Genomic DNA, 19,468 nt, shown 5'->3' on the forward strand with positions numbered 1-19,468 from the left:
TAGACCGATTTGATTTCTAAAACGTAAGCATTATTATTTCCACCTGCCCATCCTACAAAAACCCTCCTATTTCAGCGGCATTTAAGATTATACTAATTTTTTAGCTAAACCGTTATAGCGTAGACTATTACAATTTTTAAATAGATTATTGATAGTCTCTTTTAATTTTTTAGATTTAAGTAAATATTACTCAGATGTAATGCTACAGAGGCCAACCTCACATACTACTGCACCTCATAGCCAAACCTTTGAGCAGATATACCATAAGCATATTGATGCCTTGTACCATTATGGTATTAAGTTCAAAGCCAATCAGCAATTGGTGGAAGACTGCATACAAGATTTGTTTGCGGACCTATGGCAACGCCCTGAAAGCCTGTCAAGGGTTAAAAACATGCGCCCTTACCTGCTCGGTGCATTAAGAAGGAAGTTACTAAAGAGAATTTATGCTGAAAAAGAAGCGCCTTACCCTGAAGAAGAGCTGAATACTTTTTTTGAAGTTAGATTTGCTGATAACAGTGAGGTACAAAAGCTTTTTGATCAGGAACACCTTCTGATAATACACTCGGCTTTTTGCAAGCTTACAGAAAAGCAAAAAGAGGTGATTTATCTCCGTTTTTACAATCAGCTCAGCTTTGAAGAAATAGCAGAGGTGATGTCTGTTCAAACCAGAACTATTTACAAGCTATCCCATAGAGCGCTCACTGTTCTGAAAGAAGAGCTTGGTCCATACTCTTCTGCCCTACAGGTTTTTATATTGCTACTCAATCAATAATTCACCTCAGAATTATAAATATTTTAAAAATCATTGGTCTTTATTTAAAATAATAAAAAAGTGAAATAAATTTCATTTTGCATGGGGCACAAATCAGGGTGAGCTGGTACTACCCATTAACCACAACCTGAACCCATGAAAAACCAACGCTACGACCACTATCAGCTCTATGATTTTGTGCTCGACGATAGATTCATTCAATGGACTAACGGCGCAGAAGATCATTTCTGGGACCAGTACCTGATTAACTTCCCTGAAAAGAAATACATTATTCAGGAGGCTAAGCTCATATTACAAGCGCTGCAGGTACCAGAGTCACCACTATCTACAGATAAGAAAAATAGCCTTTTAACCAATATTTACATGCAGGTAGGCTACTCAGCCAGTGACCTGAAAAAGAAGGACTCTATACTTAGAGCCAGTTGGAAATATGCCGCCAGTATCTCCTCTATTCTGCTCATTGTGAGTCTGGCATATTATTTCCTGGCCATAGCTCCTTATCAATATTATTCTACCCAATTCGAGGAGACCAAATCCATACTATTACCGGATAGTTCTGAAGTAATCATCAATGCTAATTCTTCTCTGAGAGTAGCTAAAAACATGCAAAATGCGGAGGTAAGAGAAGTTTGGCTGGAAGGTGAAGCTTTCTTTAAAGTCTGCAAAAAGAAACACGATCGGGAAGGCAGCATTTTTATTGTGCATGCAGAAAACATGGATATCCAGGTGCTAGGCACTCAATTTAATGTGAAAAGCAGAGATGGCAATTCTAGTGTGATATTAAAGAAAGGAGCGGTTAAGGTAGCCAACACACACACCAGCGAAAATCTACTGATGGTTCCTGGTGAGGAAGTGACATTGCATCACAAGCAAGATAAACTACAGAAGCATTCTCATAATACCACCGAGGAACTGGCATGGAAAGAAAATAACTTCATTTTCAATAATGAAAGCCTGGAAACGGTAGCGCAACAGATAGAAGAATACTATGGATTTGAAGTGGAATTTGAGCACGACTACCTCAAAGATTACATTTTCACCGCCACAGTTTCAAGAAATGACTTTCCTCTTTTAAAAACACTGTTAGAGGAAGCCTTCCAACTCAAAATCTCAAAAGAAGACAACACCCTTTTCATACACAAAACCAACAACGGACCCAATTAAAACTTCATGATAAACGGTCATACACTTAACAATTAAAACTAAAACGATTACTATGAAACCTAACCTAATCTTTACCCGAGGGGCTCTTCTGGTAATGGTGCTGTGCCTACTGGCTCCGCCCTTGCTGCAAGCCCAAATGCCAAATAGTTATTTAGATGATGCCAATGCGGTGGCCTGGCATAGCGCATCAGATACTGACCATGCTTTTGATGTGATTCCATCACAAAACGAGCAAGTTTCGCTAGATAGCTTTTTATCTGAACTGGAAGAAAAATACACCGTGAGCTTTGCTTATGACGGCAATTTAGTAAAAAACAAAAAGGCCGAATCTTCTAAAGATAAGAACGAAAGCCTGGATCAGCTGCTGAAGGAAGCTCTGGCTCCGCATCACCTTAAATTTAAAAAGGTGAATGACAGGTACTATATTATTCAGAAAGAAGAAGCACCCAAGGCTGAGAAAATAGAAGCCTCTAAAGATCAGGCCTTTGCCAAGCCTCAGCTACCCCACCTTGTGGCATCTAAAGATGCGAGACCTATCACATCTGCTTTAGACCAGACCATTACAGGTAAAATCACTGATTCCGAATCAGGAGATCCTCTACCTGGTGTGAATATTCTGGCTCAAGGCACTTCTACAGGGGCAGTTAGTGACATAACAGGCGCCTATACCTTGAAAGTAGCTGATGATGTGAATACCCTTATCTTTTCCTACATAGGATATGTAACCCAAGAGGTGAAAATTAATGGAAGAACATCTATTGATATCGCTTTAGCACCAAATGTACAATCTCTTAATGAAGTAGTGGTAGTAGGATATGGTAAGCAAAAGAAGTCTGATGTAACTGGAGCTATAGGAATGGTGAGCTCAGAAGAATTACTTAAGGCGCCAGTTAACAATGCCTTACAAGGCTTGCAAGGAAAAGTAGCTGGTGTAAATGTATTCTTAAACTCAGGCTCACCTACCAGCAGCCCAAGAGTTTTGATTCGTGGACTAGGTACCATTAACTCTAATGCCTCCCCGCTTTATCTGGTTGATGGTGTGGTAATGGAAGACATTCAATTTCTGAATCCTAATGACATTGAAAGCATGGAAGTGCTAAAAGATGCCTCAGCCACAGCAATTTATGGTGCCAGAGGTGCAAATGGTGTCATTATGATTACTACCAAAGGAGGAGCAAAATCTAACGGTACTGTAGTAGCATATGATGGTTATGTGAGTTTCGGTACTCTTAGAAAGAAAATGGATCTACTCAATGCTGAAGAATGGCTTGAAGTAGTAGAGACGGGTATGGAAAATACGCCTAAGTATAGACCTGGCATTGAGCCTCTGTTTACCAAAGATGACCCAAGATTATTTGACGCCAACGGAAATCCTCTATATGACACTGACTGGCAGGAAGAAGCTACCAGAACTGCAGTTTCTACTAACCATCAGTTTTCTGTTCGTCAGAAAACAGAAAATTCATCTTATGGAGCATTCATTAATTATGCCCACATGGAGGGTATCATGCTTAACAATGACCTGGATCGATTATATGGTAAAATCACTTATGAAGGCAAGCCTAAAAAATGGTTGACTTTCGGTTTTAACCTTTTAGCTAACTACACCAAAGAAAATGAGTTTGATGAAGGTGGTGGCTATCAAATGCCTAGAAGAACTATGATAGAGATGCCTCCGATCTTCCCTGTGAAATTCCCTGACGGTACCTGGAGCAATAGCCAGATGATTACTGATGCTTACAACCTGGAGGCCATGGCTAACCCGGTACATGTATTAGAAACACAGGATAGATTAAGAAAAAGAACTCAACTTTTCGGAAATACTTATTTCGAATTTCAGCTGGCAAAAGGACTTAGTTTAAGAACTCAATTAGGTTTTGATAAGCATGACAGGTTGTTCCAAAACTACAGCCCGAAAGATCTATTGAATATATCCAACCCACTTGGAACAGCTTATCAGGGTAGCACCCATGTCCTTTACTGGCAGGAAGAAACATTCCTGAACTACAACAAAGATATTGGTAAGCACAGAGTAAGTGGTGTGTTAGGCTTAAGCTGGCAAAGAAGGACAGAAGAAGGCTTCGGCATTACCACCAGAGATTTTGCTGATGACTCCTTCAGGTTCAATAACCTCGGTTCGGCCAGCCAGCCAGACGCCCCAGGATCTTACTATGATGAGTGGTCGTTAAACTCTTACTTCCTAAGAGGTGGCTATACCTATAATGATAGATACATGCTGACCTTAACCGGTAGAATAGATGGCTCATCACGTTTTGGAGAAAACAATAAGTATGGATTTTTCCCTTCTGTAGGTTTGGGTTGGATGCTTACTGAAGAAGGCTTCTTAAGTGGATCTAGCTTCATTAACGTCTTAAAACTGAGATCTAGCTATGGTATTACTGGTAATACTGAAATCCCTAATTATCAGTCGCTTGCAACTGTATCATCAGGAACTTTATTACTTAACGGACAGCGTGTAACTCAAAGCTGGGTGAACAGGCTTTCTAACCCTAACCTGGAATGGGAAAAGACACATCAGTTTGATATCGGGTTTAACCTGTCTATACTGAGTTATAAAGTGTCATTAGAGTTTGATTATTACTACAAGCTTACCACTGACCTGCTTCTGGATAGGCCATTACCTCAGACTACTGGCTTCGGTGGAGTGAGAGATAATATAGGCGAAGTTTCTAACCGTGGTGTAGAAGTAATGCTAAACACTACTAACATAGAAAGCAGCAAGTTAAGCTGGACCAGCACTTTAAACTTCAACTATAACCGAAATAGAATTGAAAAGCTTGGAGAAAACAATGAAGACATTTTCCCAGGTCCTAACTGGGTTTCTGGTAGCCAAACCATCTTGAGAGTAGGTGAACCATTAAGCTCATTCTGGGGATATGAAAGAATAGGCATCTGGGGAACTGACGAAGCTGAAGCAGCAGAAGATGCTGGTGCTGTACCTGGTGAGGCCAAAAGATCTGAGGAACAAAAAATCATAGGTAACGGACTGCCTAAATGGACGGGAAGTTTCATCAATAATTTCACTTACGGAAACTTCGACCTTACGCTAGATCTGCAGTTTGTATATGATGTAGACATCTTACAGCAGTATTATCACTCTACTGAAGACCGTTCAGGAATTGCCAACGGACTAAGAACCATACTTACTGAAGGATGGACTCCAACTAACCAAAATACAATGGTTCAGGAAATCAGAAACCAGGCCTATGCAGGACAAAACAGCCAGGTAGATAGCAGATGGATCGCTGATGGATCTTACCTGAGAGGAAATCTTATTCAGCTAGGTTATAATGTAAGAAATGGCTGGACAGAAAGAATGCAAATCAGAAACTTAAGAGTTTATGCCAGTGTGCAAAATGCCTTTGTGATCAACTCGAAAGATTTTCAAGGACTTGATCCGGAATCTACCTCCTGGGGTGGAAATCAGTGGGGACAGAATATGTTCTTTTTCCAATACCCACGCCCTAGAACTTACACTTTAGGAGTAAACCTTCAGTTTTAATTTTTCCTGATCTAAAAAACACAACAATGAAAAATATATTCAAAATATTCATCATACTCCTTACAGGTAGCTTAATGACCGCCTGTGACGATTTCTTAGAAGAGAAACCCCGGGATGAAATTAGTCTGGGACAGTTTTTCTCCGAGCCTTCTCATGCTCAAAATGCAGTGAACTCCCTATACCGCATTGGTGCACCCATGATGTACGGAAGCGGTGGTGTATACCAAGGTAAAAGAGCCATGTACGGACCCTATTTGTCAGGATTCTTTGATAATGAATATAAAGGACAGGAGCCATATATTGGCCACGCACAGCAGCTATCCTTTACTTCAACTAACATTGACGGTTTCTCTAACGGCATATGGTCAGACCTTTATCTGGCAATCTCGAGAGCCAACAATGCCATTAAGTACATACCTGAAACACCAGGTTTAGCAGAAAGTGATGCCAATAGACTGCTGGCCGAAGCTCGTTTTTTCAGGGCTTATGCTTACTATTTTCTGGTTCGTCTTTATGGTGAAGTACCATTAGTTGAAGAGCCTTATGAATCACTAGAAAATATCTATGTAGCAAAAAGCCCATTGGCAGATGTGTATGGTCTAATAGAGAATGACCTGCTATTTGCGGTAAACCAAGGTGGACTTTCAACTGCATCTATGGTAAACAACGGATATAGAATAACCAAAGGGGCAGCTCAAGCACTTTTAGCTGAAGTATATCTTACCATGAGCGGATTCCCTTTACAATCAGATCATTATGCCGAAGCAGCCACTATGGCCAAAGCTGTTATCAATAGTGGATCCTATTCTCTCACTCAGCATGATACTGAAGCTGGAAGCATAGACATGGAAAACTCTGCCTATAACAAAATCAGGCGTGAAGAAGCTTTAAGTAATGAATACATCTATATGGTTGAATATCTGGTAGGTATTTCTACTACAGAATATCCACAATGGTCTTATCCGGTGGCGTATGCTGGTGATGTAGAGTATTCTATCACCAATGGCGCATATCAGCCCGTAGAGGAGTTTATGTGGGGCTATGACGCAGACAATGACCTAAGAGCTCAAAATAAGCAGTTCTTCCATACCACACTCAATGACGATGAAGGAAATGTCTTATCTACCTTTGAGCCTACGCCATACATTTGGCATGATGATCAGGCATTATTTCAAACTGCCACTTCTGGTAAAGATGCCTTAGCCATCAGCTATGCAGACGTTTTACTGATTGCGGCAGAAGCAATAGCGGAATCAGAAGGCGTTAATGCTGAAGCTGCTGGCTACCTGGCTGAAGTAAGAGGCAGAGCTTACTGGAAAGAAGATATGGCTGACATTGAAACAGACCTTAGTGGCTTGAGCGCCAATGATTTTGTGGAAGAAGTATGGAAAGAGAGATATAGAGAACTAGTATTTGAGTTCCCTTTATGGTTCGATATGATAAGAACGAGAACTTATCCATTAACCAGCAATGCGGGTGATGGTGAAATTACTTTTGTGCCTTTGGTAGGACAAGAAAATACCTGGGGTAAAACCTTCCAGGAGAAGCATCTATTCATTCCAATACCACAAAGAGAGATACAAAGAAATCCTATGTTGCAGTAGGGGTTTATATTTTAGTAAGTGGACGCCATTTCTAAGAAGGAATGGCGTTTTTTTTTAAGCACTTCACACTGAAAGTCAATTAGTGAGAATCTATCTAATAGAATTTGAATAATGCAATAATTAGAAGGCATTAGGTAGTTGCATATCAATTCCGAAAGCGTTCACGGTATGCAAAGGCAGGTAGAATTCAAAGCAATCTGAATTCTACCTTAGTAAAATTAAGGAATAGGGAAAATTCCCGGATCATTACCATCAGGATCAACAAATGGATCACTATCATCACAAATACCATCATTATCATTGTCTTCACATAAACCTCCTCCTCTATCGGGATCAAAATCTGTAGAGACAAAACAATTTCTTACTGAAGACATGTAAGTATCTCTTAATGTACAACCGGATGCAGGACTCACATTGGCAATTTGAACATGAACTGATGTGTTTTTGTAACTTTTACTGAGATTAGAAAACACTGGTTGACCACTAGATTTAGTAGCGTTAGCTGGGATTTTTAGCAATGCGACATCAATAACTGTATTATCTGCAGTTATATAAACTTCGACGGTTCTTTGGTAAGGAACAGAATAAGTACCTCCTGTGACATATACATAATATTCACTACCCAATGTTCCATCTGAACTATAACAATTACCCCCTGAATACAAAGCAGACAATATATAGCAATCGTCTGTCTGAGAAACTGTTGACTGAGAATAAGCAAATTGACACACAACAAGAAGAAGAACTAAAACATTAATTATTTTCATAAAATTTACTTTATAAATGTTAAATCCATAAGTTAACAAAATAAATTTTATTGAAAAAATTACATTTGCTATTCCCCCTCCATCACTCCAAAGGCGGCCTCTAATTTCTTCTTCGAATTTCCATCTGATATGAGAATTAAATAATCGCCCGCCTGAATTTGCTGCCCTTTGCTCGGGTTTTTAATGACTTTGTTATCCGAAACCATTCCTATAGCTACAGCATTAAATTCTTCTTTCAGCTGATGGAAAGCATCCAAATAATCGCCACCGGCAAATCGATTAGACTTTAAAATTCGGTATTGTTGAATATCAGAATCTCCGTCCGAAATACTGGTAGTGATCAAATCCTCTGTATATGAGGCCACTGACGGTTCAAAAATGTAGCTAGCCACTAACCTTGAGGCCACTTCTGACTGCGCTATTACATAGCGAATACCGGCATTCATAAAAGTATCTTTTAGCGCAGGATTAGCACATGTAACAACAATGCTGCATTGCTGATAAGCTTTCTTCAGATTCAGCACAAAAACCAGCGTTTCAGTATCTTCTTTAAAATTCACAAAAACACCGTTTGACTTATTCAAATTCACCTTTTTATAGGCCTCCATGTTATGAAAGTCAGCAAACATGCAGAAGCAATTATCCGATGGAAAAATGTCTTTAATAATATCTACATCCGCCTTTGAGTCTACCACAAAAGCAATTTTATGGCCCGAATTAAATATCTGCTCTGCTACTTGTCGGCCAAACTCATTCCAGCCGATAATTACATAATGACCTTCAAAGTCTGTACCCCAGAAACCGTACTTTTTCTTTTCCATATACTGATTAAATTTACTGGTGATCTCCCCTATAACATAGCCCAGCACGCCTATACTACCGATAATTAGAAATAATCCTATTACTTTTCCAACAGGCGTAACAGGATAAAAGTCGCCGTAGCCCACCGTAGTAAGCGTAACGATGGCATACCAAAAGGCATCTGATATACTTTTTATGTTAGCATCTGGAGATTTTTGCTCTACAACACCTATCAGGCATATTACACCCACATAGGCAAGAAAAGCTAATATGTAATATCTCCATTTTCTCATTATTCTGGTGTCTTTAACGGTGCACTCTCAGTAATCTCCTCAGTTTCCCATTTCAACTCCAAACCCATTACTGCTACCTGCTCCTTAAACTCCATAGTTTTCATATGATTACAACCACTAAGTTCTACATAACTCCAGCCACTCTGAGGGAAAGTATGAATGGCCAGATGAGATTCAGCTAAAAGCCATATGGCAGTATAGCCTTGCACGGGAAAGAAATACTCAGAGAAATTAAGCACATTGAACTTTGTAGAAGCTAACAACTTATCAAAGGTAATCTTTAAGGTTTCAGGCTCTATAGTTTTCACCCATAGCCTGAGACTATAGATTTTGGCGGGTAATGATTTGTGTTCTGGAGTCTGATTCATATTAATATAAGTCCCAGTTTCCTTTCAAATAATATTTATAAAGCACAGGATTGTGAATTCTGTTTACTTCTACAGAGTCAGTATTTCCCACGTAAATCCCTTTTCCAAAGGAGGTTACCAGCTGCATAGCCTCATGGTCTATCCATTTGGTATCGACATCGAACTCAAGCCTTTGCAGCGTGCCCTTTAAATCTTCATAGGGCGATTGTTTCTGCCCAAGACTCCAACCCCACTCACCCATAGTAACCACCTGATTATGAAGTGGAACTGTATTAAAACCAGCCTCCTCCATAGTCTTAACTATGCATTTAAAAGCTCTGGTGGCAAAGTAAGGACTTGCAGCTTGTGTCACTATTACTCCCTGAGGTCTTAGCAACCTATAACAGCTTCTGTAAAACTCGTAACTATAAAGCCGCCCCAATTCTACAGTTCGTGGATCGGGTAAGTCAATAAAAATGGCATCATAAAATGACGTGTCCTTCTGAATGAATTGATAACCATCTGTATTTATCACGGTAACCCTGTCATCCGACAGAGAATTCTGGTTTAGACCGGTGAGAATAGGATTCGTTTTAGCCAGCTCCGTCATGGCAGGATCCAGATCTACCAGTTTAATATTCTTTACCGTTGGGTATTTCAATATCTCTCGCGCTGCACAGCCATCGCCACCACCAAGCACCAGTACATTTTCAGGGTGCGGATGCAAAGTAAGTGCAGGATGTATCAACGGCTCATGATACATAATCTCATCTCTGGTAGAAAGTTGCTGATTACCATTTAGATATAACCAGTAGTCATCTTTCCATTGAGTAATCACAATCCTTTGATATGGTGTTTGTTCTGTAAACACTACTTTATCTTTATACTTGGCCTGTTCTCCGTATAGGATAATCGGCTTCGTTATCACCAACCCTACCACCAGCACTATCAATATAGCTCCACCAGAAGGGATAAGGAGTTTTTTATCTGCTGCAGACATCACCTTTTTCAAGGAGACTATCAGTAAAAGCGCAACTAAAAGATTCACCAGGCCCAGCACAAACGGAGTATACATCAAACCTAAAAATGGCAAGCCTATGAAAGCGAAAAACACCCCTCCCAGCAAACTGCCGTAGTAATCGTTCTCCAGAATTCCTGAGATATTATATTTCAGTTCCTCAAATTCATTATTGATCCGAACCACCAGCGGCACCTCCATCCCGATGAGCATACCAATACCTATGGAAAGTATATAGATCAAAGACTCATATGAGGTACTATAGGCCGACATGGTATACACCAGTAATGGAGCAAAAGACACCAATAATGACAAGGCGAATTCCACCAGCAAAAACCACTTTAGAAGATGCTGATTAAAGACTTTGCTAATTCTACTTCCCAACCCCATGGAAAAGAGCATGAGAGAAATAATCATAACCCACTGAAAGATAGAATCTCCCAGAAAGTAAGTTGCTAATGTTGATAATATATATTCAGCCACCACACCGGAAAAACCGGTAGCAAAGATGGCCGCCTTCAAAAGTGTTGACCTACGGGCGATCATACGCTATTCATTCCCTTCAAATATCAGTTTAATTCTTCCTGGCTTACAGACACCAGGTAATTAGCACAGAACCTCCAATGTAAGCAAAAGCCTCAATGATGGCAGCTCCTACATTTGGTTTTTCCTGGTTTACTATTTCATCGGTTAATTTTTCACCGGGTAGCAAAATTTTATCGGTGATATACCTCATTACTGGTAATAACAATAAACCTACCACTACTTCAAGGCCAGCTTCGCCCAGCGTTTCGCCCCAGCTTTCAAAATCTCCCATAAGTCCGAACTTTATGAGGTTAGCCATGGCGATGATAGCTCCTGCAAAACCAATTCCTACTGCTACATTATCTTTTTCAATGTGCTCATGGATGTCATACGGTGTGATAAGGTTATACACCCAGCCCACCAATAGTAATGCTACCTGACCTAACAACCAGAATACAACGGCAGAGATAATTCCACCTACCAGGCTGTTGCTCTCACCAGTAACCGCACCAAAAATGATAAGACCTGATGCTATAGAAACAGCTCCTTCTACTACCCCAGTACCTGCATTTTGATCCTCAATAATCTCTTTTCTTACTGAGAACTTACTCAGCAAAATCTTATCCGTGATCACAATGGAGATGTTCAAGAGCACAATAGCCAGACCACCATAAACAGAAATGACCATTACATCATTCCAAAGGCCTTGAGATGGCCCCACAATGGCACTACCAATAGCTATAAGCAGACCTACAAAATAGCCTACATGCGAAAGGCTGAAAGCCAAGTTATCTTTTTTAACCAGCTCTTCCTTTACGTTGATAGATCTATGGAAAAGTTGATAAACGAGTTTGCCTATTAGAAAGAATAAAAAGGCCAATGCTATATAAATAATGGCCTCGTATACTACAAATGAAAATTCAGAAAGACTCATGTCAAAGTGTTGGTTTCAGGTGAAATTTATTTACCAAAGCCTCCGCTTCTGGATCTAAAAGAAGACCCGCTGGATGATCTGGAAGAACTACGCGATGTCTTGCTGTAGCTGCTGCCCGAAGAATAACTTCTGGATTTAGTGGCTGATGCCGATCTTGACACCTGACTTCTCACCTTACTTTTAAAGGTAGATGGCTTAGACCCCCAAGTAGTAGTTTTTCCTGTATTTGAAGATGTATAGCTTCTGGTACCATAAATAGTTCTTCCTGACGGACCATAATATGAACGACCTCTGCCGTAATAACCTCCGTAATAATCATCCCAATAGGCCCTTCTGGCCGGGTATGTCATTAAATTAAACATGGAAGAAAGGAAAGCATACTTGCCATAGAACTCCCAGAATGAAGACCCATTTCTTTCTACCCAATGGCCGTACTGAGGATTACCCACATAATTAGTATAGCCTGCCGGCGCAGCTTCTTTATGCACTACACCATCTTTTTTAGAGGCAATCTCCATACCCATATCATTCAGATGCTGCTCAAAAAACACATCTGACACGGGGTACCATTCTGTTTCCTTGGCTGTAACAGAATCACCTTCATTAGATACTATTCTATATTTATGCTTATACTGAGAATCATCCGCATCCATATCATATAGGATAATGGAAAAGTCCTGCTTATCTGATAGGGACTTGATGATATCGTCCAAAGGAGACTTTTGCCAGTTTTCCAACTGTGATGACTGTCTGTATTCGCTATCACTACGTCGACCAGAACAGGCTTTGATAATCACAAAACCTATGATCACTGCAATGATAATTTTTGCTAATCCGTTGTTCATTTAATTAAGCTTTTGCAACACCACTTGAGTATTGCCTTAGTTACAATTATTCCTGTAAGTGTTCTTCCTTTATTTCTTGTGCTATTTTATAAGCACCATCTACTAATATTTCCGCCAGATTTTCAAGCCCTTCGAATACATATTGCAGATATACAAACCTGTCTTTCAACTCGTCAGTGCCTGGTTTGTAGTAGTAATCAATGCCCTTATCAAAATTGGCAGTAATGTTTTGTCCGTAGAATTCATTAAAATCCTCTACACCCATTAAAAAGTTTTGATGTACAGAATAGAACTTACTTATTTTCTTGAAAGTCTGAATATCAATCTCTTTCAGCACACCACTGTTCATCAGAGAATTGATAATAAGAATCTGCCAGTAATCACCGTAAAGATTATACTTCGAAGGCAGATTTCTATCAGCGATCAAGCTGTCCATCTGCATATCATTAGCCTTCAGTGTCATTAAAAAGCCTTTAGCATTTTCACGTTTTCCGGACTCGTAAAAGCTCATCAGATCTTCATAAATGGCTTGATATACTTCTCTTTTTCTGGCTTCTTCTGCCTTTCTGTCTTTGTATTCATTAAGAAGGAAAGCACAAAAAACGCCGGCAAAGACAATGACAAACTCAAAAAGATATTTAAATATGGTGCGCTTAACTGACATCAATTGCTATTTGTCGCTAGCAGGCAATATATTCGAAATTTCAAATTCATCAATATAATACCCGGCAGAAGCTTCAAAATCCTTCTCACCCCACTGCTCTATCGTAACCAGTGTTTCACCGGCCTGATCTTCATAATCCCAGCTAATGAATTCTTCCCACGAATCGCCTCTTCCTATGTCATGGAAATATCCCGGAGCCTCTTCTTCCAGAAGGTATCTTTTGCCATTATAATCAAAGCTGGTTGGCGGCTTTTGGTCAGATATAATCTGCTCTGCCACAGCATCTCCAAGCGCTCTGATTTTAATTTTCTCGCAGATAGACAGGATCAGTTCATCATCTTCTTCTAAAGAAAGAAAGACCGTTTTTTCTCCATTACTGATCTTATACTCTCGGGTGAAATAATTATCGCCCCAGTCATACTCATAGATGCTTTTCACCTCCCAGGTAGAAAGATCATAGTCGAACACAAAACCTACATCCAGATCTTGCACTCTTATATCAGTGCTGTCATAATGCGGCTCCTCTTCTTTCTTCTTAAAAAAATCAAACAGACCCATAGTTATCTAATTAAATTATTGGCCTTTATTTTTCATCTTCGCCTTCAACTCTTCTAATGAAGCTGATGCCTTAAAAGATTTCTCGTCTAGAGCAGAATCAATTTCATCATCAAGACTTTTGCTCTCATTAGCAATATCACCATAAGCTTCTGCCAGAGCCTCTTGCTGAGCCACTTTTTCTTTCATTTTCTCAAGCATACTCACCGTGCTGGAGCTATCTATTCCAGACATTTGCTTATTAATCTTCTGAGTAGCCTGACTTACTCTTGAGCGAGCCTTCAGTGTACGCAACTCATTTTCGTATCTGGTGATAGAAGACTTAAGTTTTTTCACGTTAGCATCTAGCTGAGAAATGTTAGTCTCAAATCTCTGTACCTCTTCTTCAGATCTTTTAGCACTTTCAGTAGCTTCTTCTTTTCTGGTAAGCGCCTCGGTAGCTAGTCTATCAGCTTCTCCCGGATCAATATCTCCTTTTTCAGCTCTCTGCAAAAGCATGATAGCCTTCTGCTCATATGAATTAGCCGTAGCTTTATGATCGTTCAGCTCTCTCTTGCTGCGAATAGCCATAGCCTTCACCTCTGCCAGAGCTTGTAAGCTCTTATCTAAATCAATCTTTAAATCCCTAATGCCTTGTTCAGTCATTTTGATAGGATCTTCTAACTTATCTATAGCTGCGTTAGTCTCTGCTTTACCTATGGTAAATAGTCTATTAAATATTCCCATGTCTAAAAAATTTTAATTTTTTGAAAATTCAATGATTTGCGAAGCATATTCGCTCAATAATAATTCGAGAGAGTTTAGCGTTCCTTCTAACTCATTCAGGTCCAGGTTTTCTAGTTGTAGCGTATCTCTGAAAAGTACCTTTGTACCAGTTTCATCCAACACAAACGCACCATGAATGATTTCTCTATTCTTCTTTAGCAGCTCTTCAAATAAAGCCTGAGATTTTTCCTGCACCTCAAACAAAAGGCCTTCTATTATAAGAATAGGATCTTCACAATCAATAATTAAATTAGCTATACCTGAGCCATCTCTTTCTACCACAAAGAGCTCATCATTAGCATCTTCCTGCAGAATAGTAAATTCAAGCTCTAATAAAAAGGATTTAACCTTGTCGAAATTTGCACTCATTTTTAGAAAAATTTTTATATAACAAGTTTATATATTTATCGAATAAGAACATAAGATTTTCAGCAAATTCGGGTTGCTGGTGATTTGGCAAGCTGAACTGCACTAGCGAATGATCAAAATCTGTTTTTCATCAGCTAATCCACCTCTTTTTTAGGTTAAGGTCCATAAATAAAAGCATAACCCAAGCAAAATCCAAACACTACTAAGCCGCCTTCTTTATTGCTGCCAAACGCGTAAGTAATGGTGGGTGAGAATAATTCACAAACACATAGGCCGGATGTGGATATAGGTTACTCAGATTATCCACTGACAATTTCTTAAGCGCCGTACCCAGCGCCTCTCCGTTATAAGTTTCAGCAGCATAAGCATCAGCCTCAAACTCGTTCTTTCTACTTAAAACATTCATTGCTATGCCTAAAAGTTTGGAAATTGGAGAGTAAAGCATGCCAAAGGCCAACAGATTCAAATGGATACCTAGTTGCTCAGCTCCCAAAGCCAGTGATAAGTTTTCATTATAAATCATTAAAGACATCACATAAAGCATAACTCCTACTTGAAGTATAGAAAGTATAAAACTTAGCACAATGTGTTTCTTTTTGAAATGCCCTACCTCATGAGCCAACACTGCCACCAGCTCATCTGTGGTATGATTATTTATGAGCGTATCATAGAGCACAATCTTTTTCTTCTTGCCTATGCCTGAAAAGAAAGCATTAGCCTTGTTAGAACGCTTAGAGCCATCTATTACAAAAATGTTATCTAATGGAAAATTAACCGTGGCACTGTAATCTTTAATAGCAGATTTTAAATCACCGTCTTCAAGAGGTGTTAACTTATTAAACAGCGGAAGAATAAGCGAAGTATAAAACATATTAGCACCGAATATAAATAGCGCCGCCACACCCCAGAAATAAAGCCAGAACTCCGCTCCAATATTCAATATCAGATAAAGAAGCAACCCGATCAGACCTCCACCAACTATCGCAGTAAGTGCATAACCCTTAATTTTATCTATGACAAAAGTTTTAGGTGTTGTTTTATTAAATCCAAAACGCTCTTCTATCACAAAAGTGCTATACCATTGAAATGGAATATTAATGACATCAGACACTACGTACATAAGCCCGAAATAAGCCAGCGAAAGCCACACTTCATTATCGAAATACGGTCTTAGCAATGTATCCAAATAACCAAATCCTCCAAGACTCAACATAAGAAATGAAATGATAAAACTAAAAGAGCTTGTTAGGAATGAAAATCGCGTCAAAGTCTTCTTATACTCTAATGATTTTCGATACTTTTCTTCATTATAAAAGCTAGATATTTCCGGAGGCACTGTACTCTTACTTGCTTTCAGATTTGTGTAATCCAAAACCTGTTCCAGCACGAAATCGAAAGTAATAATTCCAAGTATGATATATAGTATAATCTGTGGTTGCATATCTGTTATTTAAAGACCAAATCTAGCAATTATTTGGCACTTCCAGTGATCCCATTTTGAGAAAATATCTCATTTCGAGAAAGTAAGCTATAAAAAACCCTCGCTTTTTAGGCCAAAATCAATATTTCCTGTCATGGTACATAATTTGGTATAGGACAATTACATTTTTTAAACTTAATGGCACGAGGTAATAATTTTTTCAAATCAATAATCAAAATACTTAGGCACCCCTACATAGTGCCTATAGTGGTTTTTATTCTTGGTGCCGTAACGATTCTCATAGAGGTTTTCCTACTCGTTTACTAGAGCTATTTAGAATCTTTTAAAATAGTATAGTTAGATTGTTTGATAAACGTCTGGCATGTACCTTTGACTGCAACTAATTGTTACAGCTTAAATATCAAATTACACAAATGAGTTGGTTCACAAACGCTATTTCTAGCACCCTGGGAAGAAAGCTTCTCATGGCTTTAACAGGATTATTTTTAATCATCTTTTTAGTGGTACACCTGATTGGTAATTTCCAGTTATTACATCATGATGATGGACAGGCATTTAACGTGTATGCCAGCTTCATGACGTCAAACCCGCTAATAAAGACAACATCTTACTTACTTTATGCCACATTTATCATACACATTGTATGGGCTATTATGCTTACTGTGCATAATAAAAAAGCCCGTCCTGTAGGATATGCGGTATCTAGAAGCTCTACTAACAGCACATGGAGCTCAAGAAACATGGGTTTATTAGGAACTATCATCTTTATTTTCCTTGTAATCCACTTGAAAAACTTCTGGTATGCCATGCACTGGGGGCCAATCCCTTCAGTATCTTATGATGGCGAGTCTTATAGAAACCTATATGATGTTACCAGCAAAGCTTTTTCAGTGTGGTACATCGTGGTATTCTATGTAGCTTCTATGATTGCACTCATGTTCCATTTATATCATGGCTTTAGCAGTGCATTCCAGACTTTAGGATTAAATCATCCAAAGTACAACCCGCTGATAAAAGGAGTAGGATATGCATTTGCAATCATAGTTCCAGCACTATTTGCTGCTATTCCTATTATCATGTTTTATCAAAGTATGTAAAAAAGAACTATTAAAAGCTTGATAGATGAAATTAGATTCTAAAATACCAGAAGGCCCTATAGGCGAAAAATGGTCAAAGCATAAATTCAATATTAAATTAGTAAACCCTGCTAATAAGCGTAAGTACGATATCATCGTAGTAGGTACGGGATTAGCAGGAGCTTCAGCAGCTGCATCATTCGGTGAGCTGGGTTATAACGTAAAAGCATTTTGCTTTCAAGATAGCCCTAGAAGAGCACACAGTATAGCAGCCCAAGGAGGTATAAACGCCGCTAAAAACTATCAAAACGATGGTGACAGTGTATTCAGACTTTTCTATGATACTGTTAAAGGTGGTGACTACCGTTCTAGAGAAGCAAACGTACACCGTTTGGCTGAAGTAAGTGTAGATATCATAGATCAGTGTGTAGCGCAAGGAGTACCTTTCGCTAGAGAATATGGAGGTTTACTTTCTAACAGATCTTTCGGTGGAGCGCAGGTTTCCAGAACGTTCTACGCCAGGGGTCAAACCGGACAGCAGTTATTATTAGGAGCTTACAGTGCACTTAGCCGTCAGATAGATAACGGTAAAGTAAAAATGTACACCCGCTCTGAAATGCTTGATTTGGTAATGGTAGATGGTAAAGCCAGAGGAATTGTTACCAGAGACCTGATCACAGGAAAAATTGAGTCTCACAGTGCTCACGCAGTAGTTTTAGCTTCTGGAGGTTATGGAAACGTATTTTACCTTTCTACTAACGCCATGGGATCTAACGCTACAGCAGCATGGAGAGCTCACAAAAAGGGAGCATATTTTGCTAACCCTTGCTTCACTCAGATTCACCCTACTTGTATCCCTGTTTCAGGAGACCACCAGTCAAAATTAACTTTGATGTCTGAGTCTTTGAGAAATGATGGTCGTGTATGGGTACCTAAAGAACAGTCTGACGCTGAAAAAATCAGAAAAGGCGAATTAAAAGCCACTGATTTACCAGAAGAGAAAAGAGATTACTACTTAGAAAGAAGATACCCTGCTTTCGGAAACCTTGTACCTCGTGACGTGGCATCTCGTAATGCTAAAAACGTATGCGATGAAGGTAGAGGGGTAGCTAAAACAGGTCTTGCCGTTTATCTTGACTTTGCTGACGCGATCAAGAGAGATGGAAAAGATACTATCGCTAGCAAGTATGGTAACTTATTCGATATGTATCAGCAAATCACAGGAGAAAATCCTTACGAAATGCCGATGAAGATATACCCTGCTGTACACTACACTATGGGTGGCCTTTGGGTAGACTATAACTTAATGACTACGGTAGACGGTCTATATGCACTGGGAGAATGTAACTTCTCAGATCACGGTGCTAACAGACTAGGAGCCAGTGCATTAATGCAAGGTCTTGCTGATGGTTATTTTGTAATACCATACACTATCGGTGATTATTTAGCTAAAATGCCTTATGATAAAGTTTCCACAGATCATGAAGCATTCAAAAAGGCTGAAGCTGACGTAACTGAGAAAATAAACACACTACTTTCTATAAAAGGAACCAGAACTGTAGATGACTTCCATAAAGCATTAGGACACATCATGTGGGAATACTGCGGAATGTCTAGAAACGAAGAAGGTTTAAAGAAAGCGAAAGTAGAAATACAGAAGCTTAGAAAAGAATTCTGGGAAGATGTAAATGTTATCGGTGGAAATGATGAATTAAACATCAGTCTTGAAAAAGCTAACCGTGTAGCAGACTTCCTTGAACTAGGTGAATTAATGGTAGATGATGCCCTATACAGATCAGAATCTTGCGGTGGTCATTTTAGAGAGGAGTCGCAAACCGACGAAGGTGAAGCGAAGAGAAAAGACGATGAGTTTTCTTTTGTTTCAGCATGGGAATATAATGGCCCGGAAACACCTGAAACATTAAACAAAGAAGACTTAGTGTTTGAGAACGTTAAATTGACCCAAAGAAGCTATAAATAAGTATAGGGATATATCCCATTA

Annotated in this window: 17 protein-coding genes; 6 read left to right on the top strand and 11 right to left on the bottom strand. The window is 39.3% G+C overall.

All coding sequences use genetic code 11. The annotated features are described in order from the left end of the window. Positions 1 to 199 precede the first annotated feature (199 nt). From LVD16_RS24135 to LVD16_RS24150, 4 genes are all read left to right on the top strand, one after another. A complete protein-coding gene (locus LVD16_RS24135; protein ID WP_233770868.1) occupies positions 200 to 775 on the top strand; it encodes an RNA polymerase sigma factor in 576 nt (191 codons plus the stop codon). 135 nt (positions 776 to 910) lie between these two features. Continuing rightward, positions 911 to 1,939, top strand: coding sequence for a FecR family protein (locus tag LVD16_RS24140; protein WP_233770869.1), 1,029 nt, complete (start codon positions 911 to 913; stop codon positions 1,937 to 1,939). 52 nt (positions 1,940 to 1,991) lie between these two features. Further along, positions 1,992 to 5,462, top strand: a complete 3,471-nt coding sequence (locus LVD16_RS24145; RefSeq protein WP_233770870.1) for a TonB-dependent receptor — start codon at positions 1,992 to 1,994, stop codon at positions 5,460 to 5,462. A 26-nt stretch (positions 5,463 to 5,488) separates the two neighbouring features. Continuing rightward, entirely contained in the window at positions 5,489 to 7,066 is a 1,578-nt protein-coding gene (locus LVD16_RS24150) for a RagB/SusD family nutrient uptake outer membrane protein (RefSeq protein ID WP_233770871.1), read from the top strand. Positions 7,067 to 7,284: 218 nt separating this feature from the next. On the opposite strand, the gene LVD16_RS24155 is transcribed toward LVD16_RS24150, so the two are convergent. The 11 genes from LVD16_RS24155 to LVD16_RS24205 form a co-directional block, all read right to left on the bottom strand. After that, on the bottom strand, positions 7,285 to 7,740 hold the full coding sequence (locus tag LVD16_RS24155) for a hypothetical protein (protein ID WP_233770872.1): 456 nt from the start codon (positions 7,738 to 7,740) through the stop codon (positions 7,285 to 7,287). 161 nt (positions 7,741 to 7,901) lie between these two features. Then, positions 7,902 to 8,927, bottom strand: coding sequence for a potassium channel family protein (locus tag LVD16_RS24160; RefSeq protein WP_233770873.1), 1,026 nt, complete (start codon positions 8,925 to 8,927; stop codon positions 7,902 to 7,904). Further along, positions 8,927 to 9,295: an S-adenosylmethionine decarboxylase gene (locus LVD16_RS24165; RefSeq protein WP_233770874.1), complete on the bottom strand. Its 369-nt coding sequence runs from the start codon at positions 9,293 to 9,295 to the stop codon at positions 8,927 to 8,929. Before LVD16_RS24165 ends, LVD16_RS24160 begins: the two co-directional genes overlap by 1 nt. Before the next feature lies 1 nt (position 9,296). Continuing rightward, positions 9,297 to 10,838 carry a polyamine aminopropyltransferase gene (locus LVD16_RS24170; protein ID WP_233770875.1) on the bottom strand — a complete coding sequence of 514 codons (1,542 nt, stop codon included), beginning with the start codon at positions 10,836 to 10,838 and terminating at the stop codon, positions 9,297 to 9,299. Between the two features lie 43 nt (positions 10,839 to 10,881). Then, a complete protein-coding gene (locus tag LVD16_RS24175; RefSeq protein WP_233770876.1) occupies positions 10,882 to 11,751 on the bottom strand; it encodes a DUF350 domain-containing protein in 870 nt (289 codons plus the stop codon). 26 nt (positions 11,752 to 11,777) lie between these two features. Beyond that, positions 11,778 to 12,596, bottom strand: coding sequence for a hypothetical protein (locus LVD16_RS24180; protein WP_233770877.1), 819 nt, complete (start codon positions 12,594 to 12,596; stop codon positions 11,778 to 11,780). A gap of 46 nt (positions 12,597 to 12,642) precedes the next feature. Beyond that, entirely contained in the window at positions 12,643 to 13,260 is a 618-nt protein-coding gene (locus tag LVD16_RS24185; protein ID WP_233770878.1) for a hypothetical protein, read from the bottom strand. A gap of 6 nt (positions 13,261 to 13,266) precedes the next feature. Further along, positions 13,267 to 13,818, bottom strand: coding sequence for a DUF4178 domain-containing protein (locus LVD16_RS24190; protein ID WP_233770879.1), 552 nt, complete (start codon positions 13,816 to 13,818; stop codon positions 13,267 to 13,269). A gap of 15 nt (positions 13,819 to 13,833) precedes the next feature. Then, complete coding sequence (locus LVD16_RS24195; RefSeq protein ID WP_233770880.1) at positions 13,834 to 14,541, bottom strand: PspA/IM30 family protein; 708 nt, start codon at positions 14,539 to 14,541, stop codon at positions 13,834 to 13,836. 12 nt (positions 14,542 to 14,553) lie between these two features. Next, positions 14,554 to 14,949: a YbjN domain-containing protein gene (locus LVD16_RS24200; RefSeq protein ID WP_233770881.1), complete on the bottom strand. Its 396-nt coding sequence runs from the start codon at positions 14,947 to 14,949 to the stop codon at positions 14,554 to 14,556. Between the two features lie 202 nt (positions 14,950 to 15,151). Beyond that, entirely contained in the window at positions 15,152 to 16,390 is a 1,239-nt protein-coding gene (locus LVD16_RS24205; RefSeq protein ID WP_233770882.1) for a M48 family metallopeptidase, read from the bottom strand. Positions 16,391 to 16,803: 413 nt separating this feature from the next. On the opposite strand from LVD16_RS24205, the gene LVD16_RS24210 reads away from it, so the two are divergent. Both LVD16_RS24210 and LVD16_RS24215 read left to right on the top strand, forming a co-directional pair. Next, positions 16,804 to 17,487 carry a succinate dehydrogenase cytochrome b subunit gene (locus LVD16_RS24210; protein WP_233770883.1) on the top strand — a complete coding sequence of 228 codons (684 nt, stop codon included), beginning with the start codon at positions 16,804 to 16,806 and terminating at the stop codon, positions 17,485 to 17,487. 25 nt (positions 17,488 to 17,512) lie between these two features. After that, entirely contained in the window at positions 17,513 to 19,447 is a 1,935-nt protein-coding gene (locus tag LVD16_RS24215; protein WP_233770884.1) for a fumarate reductase/succinate dehydrogenase flavoprotein subunit, read from the top strand. Positions 19,448 to 19,468 lie beyond the last annotated feature (21 nt).

Source organism: Fulvivirga ligni, assembly GCF_021389935.1.
Lineage (GTDB): Bacteria > Bacteroidota > Bacteroidia > Cytophagales > Cyclobacteriaceae > Fulvivirga > Fulvivirga ligni.